This is a genomic window from Vibrio owensii (assembly GCF_002021755.1).
Classification (GTDB): domain Bacteria; phylum Pseudomonadota; class Gammaproteobacteria; order Enterobacterales; family Vibrionaceae; genus Vibrio; species Vibrio owensii.
Genome location: NZ_CP019960.1, coordinates 2,075,985 through 2,095,412 on the forward strand (window position 1 = coordinate 2,075,985; position 19,428 = coordinate 2,095,412).

Genomic DNA, 19,428 nt, shown 5'->3' on the forward strand with positions numbered 1-19,428 from the left:
GTTAATGAGTGATTTATTTTTAATCAGATCGAGCAAATCATCATCACATGATCAGTATTTAGGAAGAAGATTGAGATGAGGTATGAAAGGTTTTTCGCGCAAGGTCGAGCACTTAAACCACTCGTTTGTCCAATCTTGCCGAAGCAGTGTTAGACTCAATACGATGCTTTCAGAATGTGGAAATACGATGTCACCTCGCCCAAAGACCTTCTATGAACAAGAAATTGACCGCGTATACAGCGAGATGTCGTTGAGCCCAAAGCAGTTTCTTCTGATCAGGCAATCAAAAGCATTTATGGAAAAGCATCACTCAGAAAACATCGAATTAAACGACTTAGCCAAAGCCGCCTTTATGTCTCGCTTCCACTATGTGCGGATTTTCAAACAGATGTATGGCGTGACCCCACGAAGCTATTTAAGGGATATGCGAATTAAGAAAGCCAAAGCGCTACTCAAGGAAGGTCACTCAATCACGGATACTTGTTTTCAGGTTGGCTATGAGAGCTTAACCACATTTTCGAGTGTCTTTAGAAAGAGCACGGGTTACTCACCCAAAGCGTTTCAAAAAATGCAGAAAAGCAATCTAGAATAAGTTTTTGAGCCTCACTTTCAGTATCTTTTCCTCATCCAAATCCAGCAAAGGTAAATACCCGTGATCAGAATTTCCCTAACCAGCGTACCTGTGGACGATCAGGACAAAGCCCTCGATTTCTACACCAATGTTCTTGGCTTTATCAAAAAGACCGAAGTACCAATCGGTGAACATAAATGGCTAACCGTCGTCTCTCCACAAGAGCAATCGGGTGTAGAGCTATTGTTAGAACCGATGGCATTTGGTCCAGCGAAAGTGTATCAAGCCTCCCTAAAAGAAGCGGGTATCCCGTGGACGTCCTTCGCTGTCGATGATCTCAATGGCGAGTATGAAAGGCTGACTGCGCTTGGCGTACAGTTCTCTATTGAGCCAAGAGAAGCGGGCACTGTGATGATTGCCGTGCTTGATGACACTTGCGGAAACTACATCCAACTGATGCAAGAGCTCTAAAGCTATAACAACTAAGTGTAAGTAGGCGGAGGCTGTCAGATCTTTCTTAAGATTTGAAGCCTCTGCTTGGTTATAACCTTACATAAAAAGTGTGATTCGACCGAGCAAAGATATGAAAGTCATCGTGTATTCGATACTCAACTCGATTAACATGGATTTTTTAACATTCTGTAATATTTATAAAACCTATGTTTGGATTAAAACGAATCAAAGCAGAAAATGAGGCGCTAAAACAAGAGTTAGCAGACCTTAAGCAGAAGTATCAAACCGATGTTACCGTTCTAGAAAATCAGCTCCAAGAAACTCAACAACTTGTTGGCTCAGCACAACAAGATCACCACAACTGTGATGAGTTAATGTCGAGCAGCTTAAAAGGGGGCGATATGCTCCAAACCATTCGAACTGAAATGGTCGAAAGTGCTCAGTCCATGGCGAATGAAAACCAAGAACTGCAACAGCTTGATGAAATGTTTAAGCAGACGCATCAGGCCTTAGCACGACTTGATAACCGAGCTGTAAAGATCAGCACTCAAGCCTCACAAAGCATTGAATCTGTTCAAATATTAGATAACACCGCCACTTCTATTTCCCACCTTGTATCTACTATTCAAGAGATTTCTGACCAAACCAACTTGCTCGCTCTCAATGCCGCCATTGAGGCCGCACGAGCCGGTGAAGCCGGACGTGGATTTGCCGTGGTCGCAGACGAAGTGAGAACACTTGCAGGTAAAGCGAGCGAAGCCAGTGAGAAAATTGATTCGTTGGTTAACCAAGTGCTCACGCAAGTCAGCGCAATTAAAAACTCCATCGACGAAAACCAAACTTGCGCGGAAGAAGTCTCTGCCTCTTCGGCTCAAATTGGCACCATCGTGAATGAAGTGGTGGTGAAGTCAGAACACATGAAGCAAGTGATTCACATTGCTTCAACGCGTGCTTTCTTAGATACGGTCAAACTCGACCACGCCATCTGGAAAAACAACGTTTACCGCCTCCTACAAAGCGGTGCATTCGGTGAAACGGTGAATAGCCACTCAGAGTGTCGCTTAGGCCAGTGGTACTACCGTGGCGATGGCAAAGCTTACAGCCACCTAAGAAGCTATGCGTTACTTGAAGAACCACACAAAGGCGTGCATGACAGCGGACGTGAAGCAATGAGCCAAGCCAAATCTGGCAACATGACCGGCATGGTGACCGCAATTAACGCTATGGAAGACGCCAGCGAACAAGTCGTCGTTCAGATAGACCGCTTGATGGAAGAGATTATCGCGAGTTAATTACAGTGCTTGTTCCTCCTCCCTTCTCATCGAATGAATTAAGGGAGGAGGTTGGACTTACCTTCCCTATCATCCCTTATCCATTCTTTGGCAATTGCGTCTCAAGCCATTCAATAAATGCAGCATTCTTTGGTCTGTGTTGCTGCCCGTTTAAACAGATCAAATCGTAGCCTCGCTCTGCACTTACGCGCTCAAAAGGTGCCACTAGTTCATCGTTTTCTAGGCTGCTTTTGACTAAAGATTCACGGGCGATCCCCAATCCCATTCCGTTCTTAGCCGCTGTCATTGCCATATCGGCGTGATTAAACAAGTAAGTTCTGTCCATCACGTTAAGTGTGTTGAGTAGCGGGTTAGATTGTTTATCCAGCCACATCGCCCATTCTTGATTGGGTTCACTCGCCTCTAATGATTCAGAGCAATGAATAAAAGTCACACTGGCCAATTGCTCAAGCAATGGTGCTGGCCCAGTGAAATGGTCGTTAAAGTATTTGGGGCTACAAACCGGCAACAGCACTTCATCAAATAAACGCTGATGGTAAAAACCCGGATGTTCGCTATCGCTGTAATAAATCGCGATATCGACGGGCTCATGCTGAAAGTCCAAACGGCTCGCTTTCACCCTCAGTTTTATATTGAGATGCGGATACAAACGTTGGAAATCTGGCAACCTTGGCAAAAGCCAACTCTGGGCGAACGTCGGCGCTGCTCCAATATATAACTCACCGCGCAGTTCATTGAACTTGATGTCTTCGAGCTCAGAGAAAATAACGTCGAACGATTGGTTTAATGCATGCAGTAATCGCTCACCTTCTTTGGTCAGTTCTAATCGTCTCGTCATGCGCACAAACAAACTGAAGCCCAGTTGCTCTTCTAACGATTTGATTCGCTGGCTCACCGCCCCTTGGGTAATGAAGAGCTCTTCCGCTGCTTTGGTAAAGCTAAGAAACTTACCTGCAATCGCAAAAGTATACATATTGGAGAGCATCTGCTGCTTTCTGTCCATCACTCGACCTTCTATAAATTAGCTGTACTAATCCATAGCAAGATTTGTTTGGTTTGTGAAGTTCATAAGGGTGCTTTTTAATCAAACTGTCTTATCCATAACGAGAACATCACGATGAAAAAGAATCTTAAAATTACCATCATTGGCGCAGGCTCTAGCTACACACCAGAGCTGATCGAAGGTCTGATCAAACGCAATCATGAACTGCCAATCGGCGAGCTGTGGTTGGTTGATATTGAAGATGGCGCAGAGAAAGTCAGCATCATTGGCGATTTAACACGTCGCATGTTGGCTAAAAACGACATGTCGCATATTGATGTGCACGTCACTTTGGATCGCAAACCTGCTTTGAAAGACGCAGACTTTGTATGTTCTCAATTTCGCGCTGGCTGCTTGGAAGGTCGAATCCGTGATGAACGTATCTCACTGAAGTACGGCATGATAGGTCAGGAGACCAATGGGTTAGGCGGTTTTGCCAATGCCTGTCGTACTATTCCTATCGCGCTGGAAATCTGTAAAGAGATGGAAGTGTTGTGTCCAGATGCTTGGTTGCTAAACTTTACCAACCCATCAGGCATGGTGACAGAAGCGATTCTCAAACACACCAAAGTGAAAGCGGTCGGTTTATGTAACGTGCCAGTGATCATGCAAAAAGGCATCGCCCAAATGCTAGGTGCTAACGAGCAAGAGTTTGTACTGCAAGTTGCGGGTTTGAACCACTTTATCTGGGCACGCCAGATCCTGCACGATGGTCGTGACAAACTGCAAGAAGTGGTCGAAGAGATCCTATCCGGCAACGATCCTTTGGTGCCGCAAAACATTCCTCCATTCGACTGGCCACAAGAGCTGCTGCGTAATATGGGGATGATCCCGTGTGCTTATCTGCGCTATTACTACACCAGCGAAGACATCATGAGCCAAGAGATTGAAGAAGCGAACGGCGAAGGTACTCGCGGTGAAGTGGTCAAAGCCATGGAGAAACGACTGTTCGATATCTACCGCAATCCAGAACTCAACGAGAAACCAAAAGAGCTCGAAAAGCGTGGTGGTCAATACTACTCAGAAGCTGCCTGCGAGCTGATGAGCTCTATCTACAACGATAAGCGCACCATCATGCACGTAAACACCCGTAACAACGGTGCCATTGCAGGTTTACCTGACGATTGCGCGGTGGAAGTCAGCTGCATGATCACAAAATCGGGACCTGTGGCTTTAAACGTCGCGCCATTCCCAAGCGATACGCTGCGCTTGATTCAATTGATGAAAGATTTTGAATCACTCACGGTAGAAGCGGCTGTCACAGGCGACCGCAATGCCGCGCATCGAGCATTGATTTTGAACCCGCTCGTGACCACTGGGACGATTCTAGAAAAGGCTCTAGAAGAGACGATTGAAGCCAACCTCGACTACATGCCACAGTTCCGTTAATCCTAACGAACACGTAAAAGGGATGGTGAATGCCATCCCTTTTTATTCTTCAATTTACCCAGTAACCTAAATGCGCTTGAATACAGTCACTGCATGGTCAGAATGATTTTGCCTTGCAGCGTGACCGACTCATCTTCTATCAGCTCAAAAGCACGCGGGAACTGTTCTAACGGAAGGTAGCGATCCACATCGAGTTGTATCTGGTGTTCCATAAAGTGTTCTAGCATCTCGGCAAAGACTTGCTTGCGAGCGCTCTTACCAACCGACTCTTCCCAATAACGCAAAAAGAACGTACTGAAGTCTATATTGTTCTGCTTCATACAAGCGAAGAAAGCTGGCTCATAAGGGGTGAGCGAAAGCGTTCCGTAATTGATGTATGTTCCCGATTTACACACAGCTTGGATGAGTTGTGTGCCCAACTTGCCGCCAATGGCATCGAGTGCAACATTGGGTTGAGGCTGCTCTCGGGCATCGATTTGAGATTGCAGATCTTGCTTACTATCTAGCACTGCAATGGCGTCGTATGGATAGCGCTCTGGCGAGGAGCTTATTGCAATTAAAGTAAATCCAAGTGAATGCGACAACTGAGCGAAGATCTTACCAATCGCAGAATTGCCCGCGTTGATGATCACCACATCCTCTTCGCACAACTTGGCAACGTGAGTGGTGATCACCCAAGCCGTCAGGGCGTTGATATACAACTGGCAAGCATAGCCGCTCTCAAGATCTTCCGGCACTACAAAGACATTCTCCGTAGGCGCATCGACATAGCTTTGCCAAGTCCCGCTCTGTGCCACCAGCACCTTTTGCCCAATGTGAAATTCGGTTTGATGCGGATCGTTTATCTCAACCACACGCCCAACCGCTTCAAACCCAGGCACTCGCGGCGGTACATGGGTACGACGATACTGCCCTACTCCCTGAATCGACAATCGGTCACTTGGATTAATGTTTGTGGCTTCGATTTGCACGCGCACTTTGCCCAAAGCCAGTGGTTCTAACTCTACATGCTCCAACACCAACGATTCACTTGGCAAACCAAAGCTCAGTTGATTAACGCGAGTGTTGGTCTTGGCCGAGTTGGTCTCTGTTAAGCTCATCTGGATACCACGGGATTACTAGAGGAAGTATGGCGCGCCATAGCGAAACGGGTATATAACGTTTTCTCGGCGCGCGCGTCAAATTGGATAAGAGCTTACACGAGCTGACTCAGCATAAACACCACCACTAAAGCGAGGCTGCTGCCCATGCATCGGTTTACCCACACTACCTTTTGTGGTGACTGAATAAAGCGGTTCAATACAGTGCCAAAGTACGCCCACGCAAACATCCCCAGCACACCGGTTCCCACCATCACGCTGATAATGATCACCACCTGAGTCAGGTAATCATTGTTTGGCGAGATAAATTGAGAGAACACCGTCAGCGAAGCAACCCAACTTTTCGGATTGAGAATTTGCACCCAAACGCCAGATAAAAAGCCAGACTTTTTTGCATGCGAATCATTGTCGAGTTCCATCGTGGCAATCGACCATGCGAGATACAGCAGGTACGCCGCGCCAATCCACTTTAACGCCGTGTACAAATCTGGGTAAAGGGTAAACAAACTGACAAGCCCCACACTTGCACCAACCAACATGATGATCACCCCAACTGCATTGCCCAATACAAACGGCACGGTCGCAGAAAACCCATATCGGCTTGAAATACCTAACAGCGCGACGTTACCCGCTCCCGGTGTTAAAGAAATAGAAACGGCAAACAACAAAAATGCCGCCAACAATTGAGCACTCATGCACTCTCTCCCAAAAAGTAATCAACGAATATGGGAACAGTCTAACGATTTGGGTAGAAAGAAAATTGCTATCTGCGCTACGATAAAAGTTAATTTGAGCAGACTATTTCTAAAATAATCATGAAAAAGAAAGAATCCACCAACCTTGAATTGGATAGTACCGATTTCGCCATTCTTGACCACATTCAGAAAGATGGTCGCATGAGTAATTCCAAGCTCGCAGAGACCGTTAACCTGAGTGAAACGCCCTGCTGGCGACGCTGGAAAAAGATGGAAGAGGAAGGCTACATTGAGGGTTACGCGGCGAAGTTGAACCGCAAAAAACTCGGCTTTCAAGTTTCTGGTTTTACTCTGGTTACCCTCGGCAGCCATGAGGTAGAAAACACCACGCCTTTTGAAGACTTCGTAGCAGAAACCGATTGGATCTTAATGTGTCACTGCATTGCTGGCAGCGCGGATTATATGGTGCAAGTGGTGGCGAGAGACTTAGACGAATACTTTGACCACATCAGTACAATTCGCCGCGTAAAAGGCATCAGCGCCATTCAATCCAACGTCTCCGTTAAGGAAATCAAGAGTACCTTCCAGTTGCCGCTAGAGTAGTGTGATGGACGAGACCGATGTTGTAGACAAGATTGTACTCGCTATCCCCGTCGACCATTCACGCGAAACTGCTGTGGGGTGACATCAAAATAGGCTTTAAATGCTTTGATGTAGGAAGAGTCATTTTGATACCCCACTTTATCGGCAATGCTTTGGATGGAGAGCTCTTCGTCCAGCAAAGAGAGCGAATAAATCAGCCGAATTTGTTGTCGCCAAAGTTGAAACGAGGTGTTGAACTCTTTGGAGAATAAGCGCGACAACGTTCGTTCCGATGCACCGACTTTCTCTCCCCACTGTTTGAGTGACCAATCCAATGCTGGCGTGTCGGTCAGCGCTTCAAAAATCAGCTTTAAGCGTCTGTCTTCAGGCAGCAGTAACTGAAAGGTCTGCACGTTGTCTTTCATGATTTGATCGTGCAGTACGCCTAGCAAGCGCGATACTTCCTCATCACTGACGAACCCTTCGCATTGACGACGTATTTCCTGTAGCAGCTCGTTCAAGAAAGGAGTGAGAGTGATGGTTCTAACTTGATGCTCGTACTCAGTACCGAACTTAGGGTTTAGATAGATACCGACAAATGTCGTATGGCTTAGTGCGATGGATTCATGTTGAATACCCGCAGGTACAAACAGCGCAGAGGTATGAGGCACAAGGTGTTGGTAGTGCTCGGTTTTGGTTTGCAATAGCCCTTTGATCGGGAAAATGACTTGATGCCACGTGTGTTGGTGCAGCGCATCAATGTAACCTTTCGGCATGTCGATGGTCTTAACCAGTGCCGGTGAGTGGGGATTAGCAGCCATCATCTCATTGGAGGTCATGACACCGGAGTGAGAATCAATTTGGCGGGTTGGCATCATTAACTGTCCTTACATCCCTACTCTGACACAAGCTCACTAGGCTATCATGCTCAGCAAAGTGAATGAAGCCGTGAGGTGCGACGTATGCGATATCAAGTTGAAATATCCAAAGAAAACCAACTCTTATTCAAAGTCGATATTGATAACATCAACCAAGACAAGTGCGAAGCATCGCTCGAAACCGTGTTAACCAAGTTTCCTAAAACGGAAGGTTATCAACGTCATGTGTTGGTTTCAGATAGCGAAACGCGCTACTTAAGAAGCACAGAAAAGCGCATTGAAGTACTGGCAGCGATTCCGGTATTTAAGTCATTGGGCGAGCGCTAGCGTGGTCTTGTCTCACGCCGTTTGGCAAATCAGTTTCAGGCGATAAGGAAAGAATATGAAGAAGTTAGGCGTAGTTAACAGCGTATTAGCAGGTAAAACCGTTGCCTTTGCACATGGTGCGAAAAGTGCGATTAACAAACAGGTTCTGCCGCAGCGTCAGCACGCAACAGAACTGGGTTTTACCAGTGACGAACAAGGCGACCCGCGCTTTCATGGTGGGATTCAAAAAGCCCTTCATATTTATCCAAGTGAGCACTATCCGGTTTGGCAGCAAGAGCTGGGCGACAAAGCGATTTTCCAAGCAGCTGGCGCGTTCGGCGAAAACTTAAGCTCAAGTGGCGTAACAGAAGAATCCATTTGCTTGAAAGATAAAATCCGCATCGGCTCAACCTTGCTGGAAGTATCCCAAGGGCGCATGCCTTGTTGGAAACTCAACGTCCGCTTTGAGCAAAACGACATGGCGAGAAGACTGCAAGACACGCTTCGAACAGGCTGGTACTTCCGAGTGCTACAAGAGGGCGATATCGGCGCAGGTGACGAAATTATTCTATACGAAAGACCTTACCCAGACTGGTCACTGGCTCGCATCATGGGCGCAGTATTTACTGGTTGCCTAGATAAAACGGAGCTAAGCCAACTGGCGGAACTTCCATTGGTTGAATCTTGGGGCAAGCTTGTTGAACGCCGCCTGGAAACTGGCGAAGTAGAAGATTGGGAAATGCGTTTGGTTGGCCCGACTGCGGGTTAATTCCCGTTTTGACTCCCCGGAGCGTATCCCTTCCAATATTAGCCCCACAACCAAGTCAGTGGGGCTTTTGCTTTTTAGTCGTTCAATACAGCAAATCTGTATTTAAGCTGGAGCTTGGCAATTAACAAAGGTTAATGAATCCCGTACAAATACTCTTTATGTTGTACCCAAAATAATACAAGGGGAAGCATGATGCTCGAATGGAGAATTAAGAAATTCGCAGACCTGTCTGTTCAAGAGCTTTACGATTTTTTGCAGCAAAGAGTCAATATTTTCATCGTAGACATGAACACGCCATATAGCGATTTGGATGGTAAAGATAACCATCCCGACACCTACCATGTGATGGGATATGATAACGAACGTCTGGTGGCTTATAGTCGTATTATGCCTCCGAAACTCGGATATCCCGTTGATGTTTTACCCTTGCTGAACTCTGATGCCAATGACGTGTGTATTGGTCGCGTTATCGTCGCAGAGGATTACAGAGGGAAAAACATCGGCAACCATTTGATGCAAGTGAGTTTCGATGCCACAAGAAAGATCTACCCGAACGACAGTATTTTTATATCCGCACAAGCACACTTGAGAGACTACTACGGCAAGTTCGGCTTCGATGTTGTCACCGATAGCTACTTGGAAGACGGATGCACTATGTTGGGTCTTAGACACATTCCGAAAGTTATCTGCTCAGCATAAAACCATTCATCATCCTATACGTTCACTTATAACTCTATTAGGCGTTTTATCTCAAAGCCAAAACCGTCACCACTTTGCCCTGTATCGTGTATTGAAACAAAGCAAAGGAGAAAGGCAATGAGCGGACAGTTAGTAAGATTGGTTTTAAGATGGATGCATATATTGTGTGCGCTGTTGGTGGGTGCAGCGCTTTATTCACCGCTGAAGGCAAATGAAATGTTCATGACTTTAACGTTATTTGTACTTGTTCCCGTTGTTGCCATCACAGGCGTTATGATGTGGAAGCAAGGGAAAGTCATGAAGTACCTTCACCGCAAACCCAGTTAAACCATCTCAACGGCGATAGAGATCATCTATACCAACGTCTCAACCATGCCTTCATAGCGGGCATGGTTCTACTTCTTAGCATTTTTTAGGTGAAACCATACATTTCTTAAAGTCATCATTACACTTCCATACGTTCTGCTGATAGAGGGTTACAACCTTATTTTGTACAGCGTTCAAAACCAAGTGACTGGGACAGAACAATGAACAAAACAATTATTGCATTATTAACGTTGACGGCTGCAGGCACGGCAACAGCGGGTGATACTTACATTCGTAACGGTAACATCTACAACAACGAAGGTGGCTGGATGGTCGAAGCTGGCGTAGTACAAGCGAGCGATCTTTTCAAAGACCAAAAACACAACACTGCGCCAGTTCTAAACGGTGGCTACCATGGTGAAGACTTCAACGCTGATTTAGGCGGTATTAACTACCGTTTCCTAGGTAACAACGATGAACTACTTAACATGAGTGCTTACGTGGTAGGTAGCGGTGTACCTCGTGATAGCGATGTAGCGAAAAGCCTAAAAGGTACGAAACGACGTGATATCGCGATCGATCTAGGTTTGAACGCAGATTTCAGACTTGATCCAAACAACGTGATCTCAACTTACCTACAACATGATGTATCAGGCGCTTACAAAGGCTTCCAAGGTGGTGCTACTTACTTCCATATCATGAATATCGGGAATGTTGATTTCGTACCATTTGCGAGCGTGTCTTACCAAAGCAAAGATTACGTTGATTACTACTTCGGTGTAACAGACAAAGAAGCACGTGCAAACCGCAAAGCATACACAGGCGACGCAACCGTAAACTACGGTTTAGGTTACAAACTGGTAGTGCCAATCACTGAGCACTGGCAAATCAGCCAAGTATCACAATACACTCGTCTAGGTAGTGGCATCAGCGATTCTTCTATCGTAGACAGTGCAAACCAATGGGCAGTAGGCGCGACAGTTTCTTACAACTTCTAAGCACTACCCCTATTTAGACACACACTCCATTTAATAAAAAAGCCATCATTACGATGGCTTTTTTATTTGGTTTTGCTCATTTAGCTTTAGGTGCTTGGCGTTTCGGCTTGCCTTGGAACTGCTTAATGCTCTTCTTGGCATTGGTTCGGCGATTGGCTTTTTTATCACGTGGGGCGCGTTTGCTTTCGCCTGTTGATGGCTTATCCGTTACTGGGAAACCTTCAAGGTCTTGCGTTGGTAATTCACGTTGGGTCAAATTACGAATCGCCGTAAGAGCTTCGGCTTCGCCATGACAAACCAGCGACATTGCAACACCTTGCTCGCCTGCACGGGCTGTACGTCCTACTCGGTGAACATAAGTCTCTGCGTGCATTGGCAACTCAAAGTTAATCACTACTGGTAGTTGCTCGATGTGAATACCGCGCGCCAATAGGTCGGTGGCAATAAGCACCTGTGTTTGCCCAGATTTAAACTGCGCCAGCGCGTCTTCTCGCTCTGCTTGGCTCTTATTACCGTGCAGCGCATTCGTTGTGATCCCCGCTTTGTTCAACTTCTTAGCTAAACCATCTGCATTCTCTTTCGCGCCAATAAACACCAATACCTGTGTCCATGCATTTTGCTTGATCAGTTCAATCAAGGCTTTGGTTTTACTACCTTTGTTGACGAGATATAGCGTCTCAGAAATATCTTGATTGGTGCTGTTTTCTTGATGCGCTGCTACCTGTTTTGGTGCGAGCATCAGCTGCTTGGCTTTGCCCTTCAACTCATCAGAAAACGTTGCTGAGAACATCGCGGTTTGACGCTGGTTTGAAACCTGCCCTGCAATATTTTGCACGTCTGGCCAAAAGCCCATATCCAACAAGCGATCCGCTTCATCCAACACTAGGTAATGGATATCACTCAGGTCCAAACCGTTGTTCGCCAGATCAACTAAACGACCTGTTGTCGCCACAAGAATGTGAGGGTTTGCCGCAAGTGCTTGTAGTTGCGTCTCTTTATCCACACCACCACACAAACACACTGCGTTGAGACCAATAGCTTGACCAACTAGGTTAATCGCCTCGCTCACTTGTGTCGCCAGCTCACGCGTTGGTACTAGAATTAGCGCTTTTTGCTCTGGGTTTACACTTAGCTTTTCCAACAGAGGCAAACCATACGCTAGGGTTTTGCCACTGCCTGTATTTGCTAATGCCAATACGTCTTTACCACTAAGTAGTTCAGGAATTGCCAAAGCCTGAATATCGGTTGGCTTCTTGAAGTCTTTTGGCAGTGCATGAATCAGCTCAGAGCTCAAAGAGAGAGTAGAAAATGGCATTAGCTTAACCTTGTGCTTTTGGTTGAAGAGGCAGTAAAACAATATAGATGCAGTAAATCGCAGGCGCGGACTTTACCACAATCCATTAGACGAACAATCCCATTTTAGAAGAGGAAGTCTGCAAACGTCGTTGGTTCTTAATGCCTCAAACAAAAACAGTGATTAGATTGCCGCTTGGTAGGTACCACGAATAGGGTAATCATTTTCTGGGTTACGGATAAACGCCAATCCTGAGAGCAAGACTTCTAGGTCAGGTCGAGCGAATGGACCGTTGGAAATATCGACTAGCTGAACTTGTCCTTTACTGTTCACCACAAACAGGCCCGGTTCTGCAAAGAGATGGTCTGTCTCTTTTTCTGAGCGAGGCTCCGAGATATACAAACCTAGCGTTTGCATCTGCTCTACTGTCAGACCATAAGCGATTGGGAACGTGACGGTCAGTTGCTCCTTATGCTGCTCTAGCTGTGCTTGGCTATCTGCGGAGACTGCCACGATGTCCATCCCGAGTTGTAAGAATCGCGCTTTTAGTGTCTCTAGTTGGTTGAGATAGCGAGTACACAAAGGGCAATGTTTGCCACGGTAAACCACCACTAAGCGCCAATCAACATTCTCAGAAGGTGTACCCAGCTCGATAGTTTCGCCACTTAGCGTTGGCAGAGTGATAGAGGGAAATAAATCACCTGCGGTAAATTTTGTGGTTGTCATTATTCAGTCCTATTTACTTCACGTTGTTTAAGATAAAACGAGCGCGACACAGGTTGGAGTGGAGAGCATTGCTGCCCTCACATGTCGCGCTCCAACTAACAGACCGGAGTTATCGTTGAATGTATTCGTAACTTTCGTCAGATTTGTTGCGTTTACCTACGTACTTATCTTCAAAGTTTGGGGACCACACTGCGCTCGCATCTTGGTTTTGGTTCCAATCAAAAGCGGTAAAACGGTGTACCATTTTCCAAACACCATCACGACGTTCAAAACGGTACAGGTGACGACCACCTAAAATGCCTTCTTTGTCCACGCCATCTTCTTCATGCACGTGGTACGCCCACACATAGCTCTCTGCAGTTGCTGTATCACCATCTACTTCAATGAGAATGTTGCTGATGCGGTGCTGTGTAATTTTGATTGCTTCAAACCCTTTCATTGCTGGTTCAACAAAAGCGTGGGCATTGTCGTTATAGAAAAACAAATCTGGGAAGATTGGGTCTTGATGGTCTTCAATAGCATCTTCCCAGTAAGTGGACTTCATCAGCTCTGCGTCCATACGATCTAAAGAGCGAGCATGACGGAAAATCACTTCAGTAATATCTTGTTTATCAAGTAGAAGTTGCAGTTTTTGTTGCATGTCCATAAGCGCCTCCATTGGCGAATCAATCTTGGTTAATCTTTCTTACCGATTTGTTTTTCGGCTTGGGATGTATCTTAGAACCAACCAATATCGACTAAAACTGAGCTACAATGACTAGCACCTATGCCTATTTAGAATAATTGAGAGCACTAATGGACCAACTAAGTGCAATGCGCGCATTTGTTCGAGTGGTACAAACGGGCAGCTTTTCTGCCACGGGTCGTGAAATGAATACCTCACAAACAACGATCAGCAAAAAAGTGGCAGCGTTAGAAAAGAAAATCGGCGTCAAGCTCCTCGCTCGAAGCAGTCGCGACCATGCTTTAACGCCTGCAGGCGCGAAGTATTATCAAACTTGCGTTGATATTTTAGGTGAACTGGATGAAGCCGAAGCTGAGGCAAGATCGGAGGTGGCTTCTCCCCAAGGGACGATTCGCATCTCAGCACCAGTGGCGTTTGGTCGCATTTTGCTTGCTCCTATCATGGCAGAGTTTTTCCAACGCTATCCTGATATCAAAGTGGATTTGCAGCTCAGTGACCAGCACACCGACTTGATCAGTGATGGGATAGATGTCGCAATTCGAGCTAAACAACTGGAAGACTCAACGCTGATTGCGCGCCATTTGTTTGATAACCCAATGCTCGTTTTAGCGGCGCCGAGTTATTTACAACAGCACGGAGAACCCAAAGCTCCTGAAGACTTAAAACAACACAATTGTTTGGTTTATTCGCGGATGAGAGACATTAATGTATGGAGCTTTACCAAGCAAAATCAGAAACATGCCGTCGCGGTAAATGGTAATTTTCAAAGCGACAATGGGGATGTATTACTAGAGGTTGCATTAACTGGAATGGGGATAGTCACTCTTCCGATTTGGATGGTTGAACATCACTTAAAAGAAGGGCGACTTACACAATTGATGAGCGATTACACAGGGCAAAATTTACCGTTCAATGCGGTGTACTTACAAAGCCGTTATACGCCTCTTAAGGTTCGCTGCTTGATTGATTATCTCAAAGAAAAGCTTCCCAACAGCGAGTAAAAACAAAAAAGCGCAGAGCTAAAACTCTGCGCTTTTACATTGTAAATCGAACGGTTCTCTTGGCTTTATGCCACTTCAGCACTGTACATTTGAGCCATGTGAAGGCACTGCGGTTCTGGTGAGAAATCAACGATACCTCCTCGACCTGCTTCAACATTGCAGTACTCAACTAACAAGGCTTTGAGCTTAACTCGACCACGCTGAATTCGGCTTTTCGTCGCAGAAAGCGAAAGCCCCAACTGATCCGCGACCGTTTGTTGAGGCAATCCATCAAGTTCAGACAGAATCATGGCTTGGCGATATTTCTCTGGTAGACATTCAAACATTGGGCGCAAACAATGCCCCATGGTTTGGAGATTCTCTAGCTCTATCGGCATTTCCTCTTCAACCTGATTGTCTATCAGCTCTTCGTAACTTTGGTGCGTACGATAGTGATCCATGATCGCGTTGTGCGTGATGCGATATAACCAACTTTTGATTTTGCTTCGCGCTTCTAACTGGTCGATCTTTTGACTCGCCTTGATGTACACCTCTTGCAAAATATCATCGGCTAAATCGGGATCACTGGTCTGTTTGACAATGTAGTTTTTGAGCTGCTCTTTGTGTGCCAACCACTCTGCTAACATGCGACGGTCTCTATACATAAAATAACAATTCGATATTAATCGAAATATAAGCAGTATGGCAAGTGTGACCTATGCCGTTAAGACTCAGACTCAACAGCGCCATCTGCTTTCACCCATTCAGCAAAACCACCAGCAAGGTTGAGCACAGGTTCAAGCCCCATGTCAGATGCTTGTTTCGCTGCATAGAGGGAACGAAGTCCATGCGCACAGTAGAAAACGTACGTTTTATCTTGAGCAAAGACTGGGTTATGCACTGGGCATTGTGGATCAATCAAAAACTCCAACATGCCTCTTGGACAGGTAAATGCCCCCGGAATCACGCCAAGTTTGCGCCTTTCATCGGCTTCTCGTACATCCACGAATACGTAACCTTCGTCTGCAAACAGCGCTTTGGCATCCTCAATAGAGAGATCTGCGACACTCAAGCGCGCTTCTTCCGCTAGGGCTTTAATGCCTTTGGTGATGGTTTGTGTCATCGTTTTATTCTCCTACCACTGCACTTACTTACGTTTATCGACAGCGGCTTTAAGCAGCTCAAACGAGGTTTGAATTTGCTCTAAAGAACAAGCGAAGTTCATGCGGTAGTAGTTTTCATTGGGTTCACCAAACCAAGTACCTGGCGTCAGTGCCATTTTGGCTTCTTCTGTGAGCAAGGTTTTTAGCTGAGAAGATTCCAATTCTAAACCAGAAAAATCCAACCAAATTTGATTGGTTCCTTGTGGCAGGAATGCTTTCACCTGTGGCAAGTTGTGCTCAATAAACTCAATAATCCAGTTACGATTGTTTTGCGTGTAAGCATGAAAACCTTCAAACCACTCTTTGCTCTGTTGGTAAGCCGCAATCGTCGCGTAGGTAGTAAACGCATTGCCATGATCGATAGAAAGTGAAGCGGATGTCGCTTTGATCTTCTCGAAAAGAGCTTGGTTATCGCTATAAATGTAGCCGTTAGAGATGCTGTTCAAACCAAAATTTTTCGCCGGAGAACCAATGATCGTCAGGCTGTTTTCATAACCTAATGAAGTCATACTGGTAAAGGTTGAACCTTCAAATACGATGTCGGCATGCACTTCATCGCTGATGATCATCACCTTGTATTTCTCAGCTAATGCCACCATGCGCTCTAGTTCAGCTTTGGTCCAAACTCGTCCCACTGGGTTATGAGGGTTGCACAGCAAAATCATTTGCACTTCACCACTTTTCAACTGATTTTCAAGCAACTCAAAGTCCATCACGTAGTGGTCGTTTTCAATTTTCATTGTGTTGCCCACAACGGTTCGGCCAGCTGACTCAATCAAACGTCGGAACTGATGATAAACCGGCTTCTGGATCAGAACGCCCTCACCTTCTTTGGTGAACTCGCGAATCAGTAGCGCAATGGCACTCAGTACGCCCGGCACTTGAACAAAGTTATCAGTGCTAAGCTCAAGACCATGCAAATCCTTGTTCCAATCAGCAATGGACTGAAAAACCGTCTTGCTATCAAACTCGTACGAGAAGGTTTCACGGCTAACAAGTTGCTGCATCGCTTGCGAAATAGGTGATGCAATAGGGAAATCCATGTCTGCAATCCAATACGGCACAACTTGGTCTGTTCCGTACACTTGGTTGAGCATTTGGCTATCATGCTTGATGAATTTGTCTTTAATATCTGAGCGCGTTGGCTGTGGCTTGAACATGTCATTCTCCGGTCGAAATCGTTTTTACACAGATAAGACGACTGTGGTTGGAAAAAGACGCAAAATATTTTCAGGTATTCATCTGACAGAGTATCGCAGATACTTTTTATGGATAATTTTCAAGAAATTAAGAACAAAAAACGCAGAGCCTAGACTCTGCGTTTTGTTAGATGGGTTTGCGGTTTTTTACTTACTTGGTGTAGAAAGCACGTTTTAGTGCCATTTCTAGACCACGCACTTCCGCAAGGCCTTTCAAGCGACCGATGGCTGAGTAGCCAGGGTTGGTCTTCTTCTTCAAATCATCCAGCATTTGGTGACCATGGTCAGGACGCATTGGAATCAAACGGTGATCGCCTACTTCTGCGCGACGTTGTTCTTCATCCAGAATCGCCATCACCACGTTGTACATATCCACATCACCGTCGAGGTGCGCTGCTTCGTGGAACGTCATTGGGTTGCTTTCTTCACGCTTGGTTGAACGCAAGTGAGTGAAGTAAACACGATCGCCATGCTTTTTAATCATCTTCACTAGATCGTTGTCACCACGCACACCGTAAGAGCCGGTACACATGGTTAAGCCGTTCATCTTGCTCGGTACTTTTTCGGTTAACCAATCGATGTCTTCGATGGTTGAAACAATGCGCGGCAAACCAAGAATTGGGCGCGGTGGATCGTCTGGGTGTACCGCCAATTTCAAGCCATGCGCTTCACACACTGGCATTAACTCCGCTAAGAAATACGCCATGTGCTCACGCAGTTTGTCTTTGCTGATACCTGCGTAGCGGTCCAATTGTGCTTGGAACTCTTCTAACGTGTAACCTTCTTCTGCGCCCGGCAAACCAGCAATGATGTTGCTTGTCAGTTGTTGGATTTGATCTGCCGTCATGTTGTTGAAGTACTCAAGCGCTTGAGCTTGCTCAGCTTCGGTGTAATCCGCTTCTGCGCCCGGGCGTTTAAGAATGTGTAGCTCAAATGCCGCAAATGCGATTTGGTCAAAGCGTAGCGCTCGAGAACCATCTGGCATTTCAAATTCTAGGTCAGTACGTGTCCAGTCTAGTACTGGCATAAAGTTGTAGCAGACCGTATCTACGCCGCACTCTGCAAGATTACGCAGCGTTTGTTTGTAGTTGTCGATCCATTGCTGGAAGTTACCCGTCTGAGTTTTGATTTCTTCGTGAACAGGAACACTTTCAACCACCGACCACGTTAAGCCTTTCTCTTCGATGATGGCTTTACGTTTTAAAATCTCTTCTTTCGACCACACTTCACCATTTGGAATGTGGTGTAAGGCATTCACGATGCCTGTTGCGCCAGCTTGACGAATATCGTCTAGCGACACTGGGTCATTCGGACCGTACCAACGCCAAGTTTGTTCCATGACACTCACCTTTTTTAAGACGCACTCAGCCCGCTCGAATTATTCAAGCTAAGTGCACAACGACTTCTTAATATGCAGCCACGATAATGCAGCTACGCTGACTAGAGCCGACCGAAGCCGGCAATGTGGTTAACCGTTTTCAGCGCCCTGCAGAACAACAGGGTTGGAACTGAATAAGTAACCATCAAAATTTGGGTCATCGATGTCAGACAGCTCCAACAGGCGCTGTTTAACGTTTTCAAGGTGTTGCCACATGGCATTTTTTGCAGCGATAGGATCTTTACGCTGCAATGCGGCGAGGATTTTGGCGTGATCGTCTAACCACTCTTCACGGTAGTCTTGACCAGCAATGTGAGAATGAAGTTTCTTCCACATTGGGCTACTCTCGCGTCGCTCCCAAGATTGCTTCAGCATGTCCACCAGCACAGAGTTTTGAGTTGCCTCTGCAATGCACATGTGAAACTTCTCATCACCGTTGCAATCTGCGGTGCCACTGGCGAGTTCTTCTCGTTCTAACTCAAGGGCTGCGCGCATTTTCACGATATCGCCAGGCGTTACTTGCATCGCTGCAAATTCCGCAATGTTACTTTCAAGCAACTGGCGAGCTTGGAGCATTTCAAACGGACCAGCATCATCGCTGATCACGTTTTCACGGGAGTTCGGTTGAGATGGAATATTGATGACATACACCCCAGAACCTTTCTTCACTTCGACAAGGTTTTCCAGCTCAAGCATGATGATCGCTTCACGCACTACTGTGCGGCTAACGTCGAGACGTTCTGCGATATCGCGCTCAGGCGGCAACCTATCACCAACCTTGTACAGGCCGTTGATTAACTCTTGTCTTAGGACTAGACCGGTTTCTTGATACGGTCTTTTCGGTTCAAAAGGCATCATGATGATATTATCACTATATTCCATCTAACTTCTCACGCCATCATAACGACCAATAACAATTGGTC

23 protein-coding genes are annotated in these 19,428 nt (G+C 46.1%); 11 read left to right on the forward strand and 12 right to left on the reverse strand.

All coding sequences use genetic code 11. From position 1 onward, the window contains the following. Positions 1-187 precede the first annotated feature (187 nt). The 3 genes from A9237_RS25755 to A9237_RS25765 all read left to right on the forward strand — a co-directional run bounded on the left by A9237_RS25755 (position 188) and on the right by A9237_RS25765 (position 2,316). Positions 188-592, forward strand: coding sequence for a helix-turn-helix transcriptional regulator (locus tag A9237_RS25755; RefSeq protein ID WP_078610101.1), 405 nt, complete (start codon positions 188-190; stop codon positions 590-592). 60 nt (positions 593-652) lie between these two features. Then, a complete protein-coding gene (locus A9237_RS25760; RefSeq protein ID WP_038895121.1) occupies positions 653-1,042 on the forward strand; it encodes a VOC family protein in 390 nt (129 codons plus the stop codon). A gap of 188 nt (positions 1,043-1,230) precedes the next feature. Then, positions 1,231-2,316, forward strand: a complete 1,086-nt coding sequence (locus A9237_RS25765; RefSeq protein WP_078610102.1) for a methyl-accepting chemotaxis protein — start codon at positions 1,231-1,233, stop codon at positions 2,314-2,316. A 76-nt stretch (positions 2,317-2,392) separates the two neighbouring features. Here A9237_RS25765 and A9237_RS25770 read toward each other — a convergent pair whose 3' ends face one another. Then, a complete protein-coding gene (locus A9237_RS25770; protein ID WP_078610103.1) occupies positions 2,393-3,319 on the reverse strand; it encodes a LysR substrate-binding domain-containing protein in 927 nt (308 codons plus the stop codon). Positions 3,320-3,433: 114 nt separating this feature from the next. On the opposite strand from A9237_RS25770, the gene A9237_RS25775 reads away from it, so the two are divergent. After that, positions 3,434-4,747 (forward strand): 6-phospho-beta-glucosidase, encoded by a 1,314-nt coding sequence (locus tag A9237_RS25775; RefSeq protein ID WP_078610104.1) that lies wholly within the window; start codon positions 3,434-3,436, stop codon positions 4,745-4,747. Between the two features lie 86 nt (positions 4,748-4,833). On the opposite strand, the gene A9237_RS25780 is transcribed toward A9237_RS25775, so the two are convergent. Both A9237_RS25780 and A9237_RS25785 read right to left on the reverse strand, forming a co-directional pair. After that, positions 4,834-5,847 (reverse strand): zinc-dependent alcohol dehydrogenase family protein, encoded by a 1,014-nt coding sequence (locus A9237_RS25780; protein ID WP_078610105.1) that lies wholly within the window; start codon positions 5,845-5,847, stop codon positions 4,834-4,836. A gap of 95 nt (positions 5,848-5,942) precedes the next feature. After that, on the reverse strand, positions 5,943-6,542 hold the full coding sequence (locus tag A9237_RS25785; protein ID WP_078610106.1) for a LysE family translocator: 600 nt from the start codon (positions 6,540-6,542) through the stop codon (positions 5,943-5,945). Between the two features lie 120 nt (positions 6,543-6,662). On the opposite strand from A9237_RS25785, the gene A9237_RS25790 reads away from it, so the two are divergent. Further along, positions 6,663-7,145, forward strand: a complete 483-nt coding sequence (locus tag A9237_RS25790) for an Lrp/AsnC family transcriptional regulator (protein WP_078610107.1) — start codon at positions 6,663-6,665, stop codon at positions 7,143-7,145. A 41-nt stretch (positions 7,146-7,186) separates the two neighbouring features. On the opposite strand, the gene A9237_RS25795 is transcribed toward A9237_RS25790, so the two are convergent. Further along, positions 7,187-8,002 carry an AraC family transcriptional regulator gene (locus tag A9237_RS25795; RefSeq protein ID WP_078610108.1) on the reverse strand — a complete coding sequence of 272 codons (816 nt, stop codon included), beginning with the start codon at positions 8,000-8,002 and terminating at the stop codon, positions 7,187-7,189. A gap of 84 nt (positions 8,003-8,086) precedes the next feature. Here A9237_RS25795 and A9237_RS25800 point away from each other — a divergent pair, with 84 nt between their 5' ends. From A9237_RS25800 to ompV, 5 genes are all read left to right on the forward strand, one after another. Then, complete coding sequence (locus tag A9237_RS25800; RefSeq protein ID WP_020195538.1) at positions 8,087-8,329, forward strand: hypothetical protein; 243 nt, start codon at positions 8,087-8,089, stop codon at positions 8,327-8,329. A gap of 55 nt (positions 8,330-8,384) precedes the next feature. Next, a complete protein-coding gene (locus A9237_RS25805) occupies positions 8,385-9,077 on the forward strand; it encodes an MOSC domain-containing protein (RefSeq protein WP_078610109.1) in 693 nt (230 codons plus the stop codon). Between the two features lie 192 nt (positions 9,078-9,269). Beyond that, positions 9,270-9,776 (forward strand): GNAT family N-acetyltransferase, encoded by a 507-nt coding sequence (locus A9237_RS25810; RefSeq protein ID WP_045415213.1) that lies wholly within the window; start codon positions 9,270-9,272, stop codon positions 9,774-9,776. Positions 9,777-9,893: 117 nt separating this feature from the next. Further along, positions 9,894-10,103, forward strand: coding sequence for a hypothetical protein (locus A9237_RS25815; protein WP_005449994.1), 210 nt, complete (start codon positions 9,894-9,896; stop codon positions 10,101-10,103). Between the two features lie 200 nt (positions 10,104-10,303). Continuing rightward, on the forward strand, positions 10,304-11,080 hold the full coding sequence (ompV, locus tag A9237_RS25820; protein WP_078610110.1) for an outer membrane protein OmpV: 777 nt from the start codon (positions 10,304-10,306) through the stop codon (positions 11,078-11,080). A 76-nt stretch (positions 11,081-11,156) separates the two neighbouring features. Here the strand turns inward: ompV and A9237_RS25825 are convergent, their stop codons facing one another. The 3 genes from A9237_RS25825 to A9237_RS25835 all read right to left on the reverse strand — a co-directional run bounded on the left by A9237_RS25825 (position 11,157) and on the right by A9237_RS25835 (position 13,746). Continuing rightward, positions 11,157-12,395 carry a DEAD/DEAH box helicase gene (locus A9237_RS25825; protein WP_078610111.1) on the reverse strand — a complete coding sequence of 413 codons (1,239 nt, stop codon included), beginning with the start codon at positions 12,393-12,395 and terminating at the stop codon, positions 11,157-11,159. Positions 12,396-12,557: 162 nt separating this feature from the next. After that, positions 12,558-13,100, reverse strand: coding sequence for a peroxiredoxin-like family protein (locus A9237_RS25830; RefSeq protein WP_041059225.1), 543 nt, complete (start codon positions 13,098-13,100; stop codon positions 12,558-12,560). A 109-nt stretch (positions 13,101-13,209) separates the two neighbouring features. After that, on the reverse strand, positions 13,210-13,746 hold the full coding sequence (locus A9237_RS25835; RefSeq protein ID WP_038879861.1) for a nuclear transport factor 2 family protein: 537 nt from the start codon (positions 13,744-13,746) through the stop codon (positions 13,210-13,212). 149 nt (positions 13,747-13,895) lie between these two features. On the opposite strand from A9237_RS25835, the gene A9237_RS25840 reads away from it, so the two are divergent. Continuing rightward, on the forward strand, positions 13,896-14,786 hold the full coding sequence (locus tag A9237_RS25840) for a LysR family transcriptional regulator (RefSeq protein WP_054822437.1): 891 nt from the start codon (positions 13,896-13,898) through the stop codon (positions 14,784-14,786). Positions 14,787-14,851: 65 nt separating this feature from the next. Here A9237_RS25840 and sigZ read toward each other — a convergent pair whose 3' ends face one another. The 5 genes from sigZ to A9237_RS25865 all read right to left on the reverse strand — a co-directional run bounded on the left by sigZ (position 14,852) and on the right by A9237_RS25865 (position 19,387). Continuing rightward, on the reverse strand, positions 14,852-15,412 hold the full coding sequence (gene sigZ, locus A9237_RS25845; protein WP_020195529.1) for an RNA polymerase sigma factor SigZ: 561 nt from the start codon (positions 15,410-15,412) through the stop codon (positions 14,852-14,854). Positions 15,413-15,489: 77 nt separating this feature from the next. Then, on the reverse strand, positions 15,490-15,888 hold the full coding sequence (locus A9237_RS25850; RefSeq protein ID WP_078610112.1) for a rhodanese-like domain-containing protein: 399 nt from the start codon (positions 15,886-15,888) through the stop codon (positions 15,490-15,492). Positions 15,889-15,912: 24 nt separating this feature from the next. After that, positions 15,913-17,088 (reverse strand): MalY/PatB family protein, encoded by a 1,176-nt coding sequence (locus tag A9237_RS25855; RefSeq protein WP_078610113.1) that lies wholly within the window; start codon positions 17,086-17,088, stop codon positions 15,913-15,915. A gap of 190 nt (positions 17,089-17,278) precedes the next feature. Continuing rightward, the gene (gene uxuA / locus A9237_RS25860; RefSeq protein ID WP_078610114.1) at positions 17,279-18,466 is read right to left on the reverse strand and encodes a mannonate dehydratase; all 1,188 of its coding nucleotides are present in this window, start codon (positions 18,464-18,466) and stop codon (positions 17,279-17,281) included. 129 nt (positions 18,467-18,595) lie between these two features. After that, positions 18,596-19,387 carry an FCD domain-containing protein gene (locus tag A9237_RS25865; RefSeq protein WP_009706637.1) on the reverse strand — a complete coding sequence of 264 codons (792 nt, stop codon included), beginning with the start codon at positions 19,385-19,387 and terminating at the stop codon, positions 18,596-18,598. Positions 19,388-19,428 lie beyond the last annotated feature (41 nt).

Excerpts from the sequence above, each read along its gene's own strand:
- A9237_RS25830 (WP_041059225.1), bottom strand. The coding sequence starts at position 13,100 with ATGACAACCACAAAATTTACCGCAGGTGATTTATTTCCCTCTATCACT.
- A9237_RS25770 (WP_078610103.1), bottom strand. The coding sequence starts at position 3,319 with ATGGACAGAAAGCAGCAGATGCTCTCCAATATGTATACTTTTGCGATT.
- A9237_RS25855 (WP_078610113.1), bottom strand. The coding sequence starts at position 17,088 with ATGTTCAAGCCACAGCCAACGCGCTCAGATATTAAAGACAAATTCATC.
- ompV (WP_078610110.1), top strand. The coding sequence starts at position 10,304 with ATGAACAAAACAATTATTGCATTATTAACGTTGACGGCTGCAGGCACG.
- A9237_RS25790 (WP_078610107.1), top strand. The coding sequence starts at position 6,663 with ATGAAAAAGAAAGAATCCACCAACCTTGAATTGGATAGTACCGATTTC.
- A9237_RS25785 (WP_078610106.1), bottom strand. The coding sequence starts at position 6,542 with ATGAGTGCTCAATTGTTGGCGGCATTTTTGTTGTTTGCCGTTTCTATT.
- A9237_RS25815 (WP_005449994.1), top strand. The coding sequence starts at position 9,894 with ATGAGCGGACAGTTAGTAAGATTGGTTTTAAGATGGATGCATATATTG.
- A9237_RS25850 (WP_078610112.1), bottom strand. The coding sequence starts at position 15,888 with ATGACACAAACCATCACCAAAGGCATTAAAGCCCTAGCGGAAGAAGCG.
- A9237_RS25835 (WP_038879861.1), bottom strand. The coding sequence starts at position 13,746 with ATGGACATGCAACAAAAACTGCAACTTCTACTTGATAAACAAGATATT.
- A9237_RS25755 (WP_078610101.1), top strand. The coding sequence starts at position 188 with ATGTCACCTCGCCCAAAGACCTTCTATGAACAAGAAATTGACCGCGTA.
- uxuA (WP_078610114.1), bottom strand. The coding sequence starts at position 18,466 with ATGGAACAAACTTGGCGTTGGTACGGTCCGAATGACCCAGTGTCGCTA.
- A9237_RS25765 (WP_078610102.1), top strand. The coding sequence starts at position 1,231 with ATGTTTGGATTAAAACGAATCAAAGCAGAAAATGAGGCGCTAAAACAA.
- sigZ (WP_020195529.1), bottom strand. The coding sequence starts at position 15,412 with ATGTTAGCAGAGTGGTTGGCACACAAAGAGCAGCTCAAAAACTACATT.
- A9237_RS25780 (WP_078610105.1), bottom strand. The coding sequence starts at position 5,847 with ATGAGCTTAACAGAGACCAACTCGGCCAAGACCAACACTCGCGTTAAT.
- A9237_RS25840 (WP_054822437.1), top strand. The coding sequence starts at position 13,896 with ATGGACCAACTAAGTGCAATGCGCGCATTTGTTCGAGTGGTACAAACG.
- A9237_RS25865 (WP_009706637.1), bottom strand. The coding sequence starts at position 19,387 with ATGGAATATAGTGATAATATCATCATGATGCCTTTTGAACCGAAAAGA.
- A9237_RS25800 (WP_020195538.1), top strand. The coding sequence starts at position 8,087 with ATGCGATATCAAGTTGAAATATCCAAAGAAAACCAACTCTTATTCAAA.
- A9237_RS25805 (WP_078610109.1), top strand. The coding sequence starts at position 8,385 with ATGAAGAAGTTAGGCGTAGTTAACAGCGTATTAGCAGGTAAAACCGTT.
- A9237_RS25775 (WP_078610104.1), top strand. The coding sequence starts at position 3,434 with ATGAAAAAGAATCTTAAAATTACCATCATTGGCGCAGGCTCTAGCTAC.
- A9237_RS25795 (WP_078610108.1), bottom strand. The coding sequence starts at position 8,002 with ATGATGCCAACCCGCCAAATTGATTCTCACTCCGGTGTCATGACCTCC.
- A9237_RS25825 (WP_078610111.1), bottom strand. The coding sequence starts at position 12,395 with ATGCCATTTTCTACTCTCTCTTTGAGCTCTGAGCTGATTCATGCACTG.
- A9237_RS25810 (WP_045415213.1), top strand. The coding sequence starts at position 9,270 with ATGCTCGAATGGAGAATTAAGAAATTCGCAGACCTGTCTGTTCAAGAG.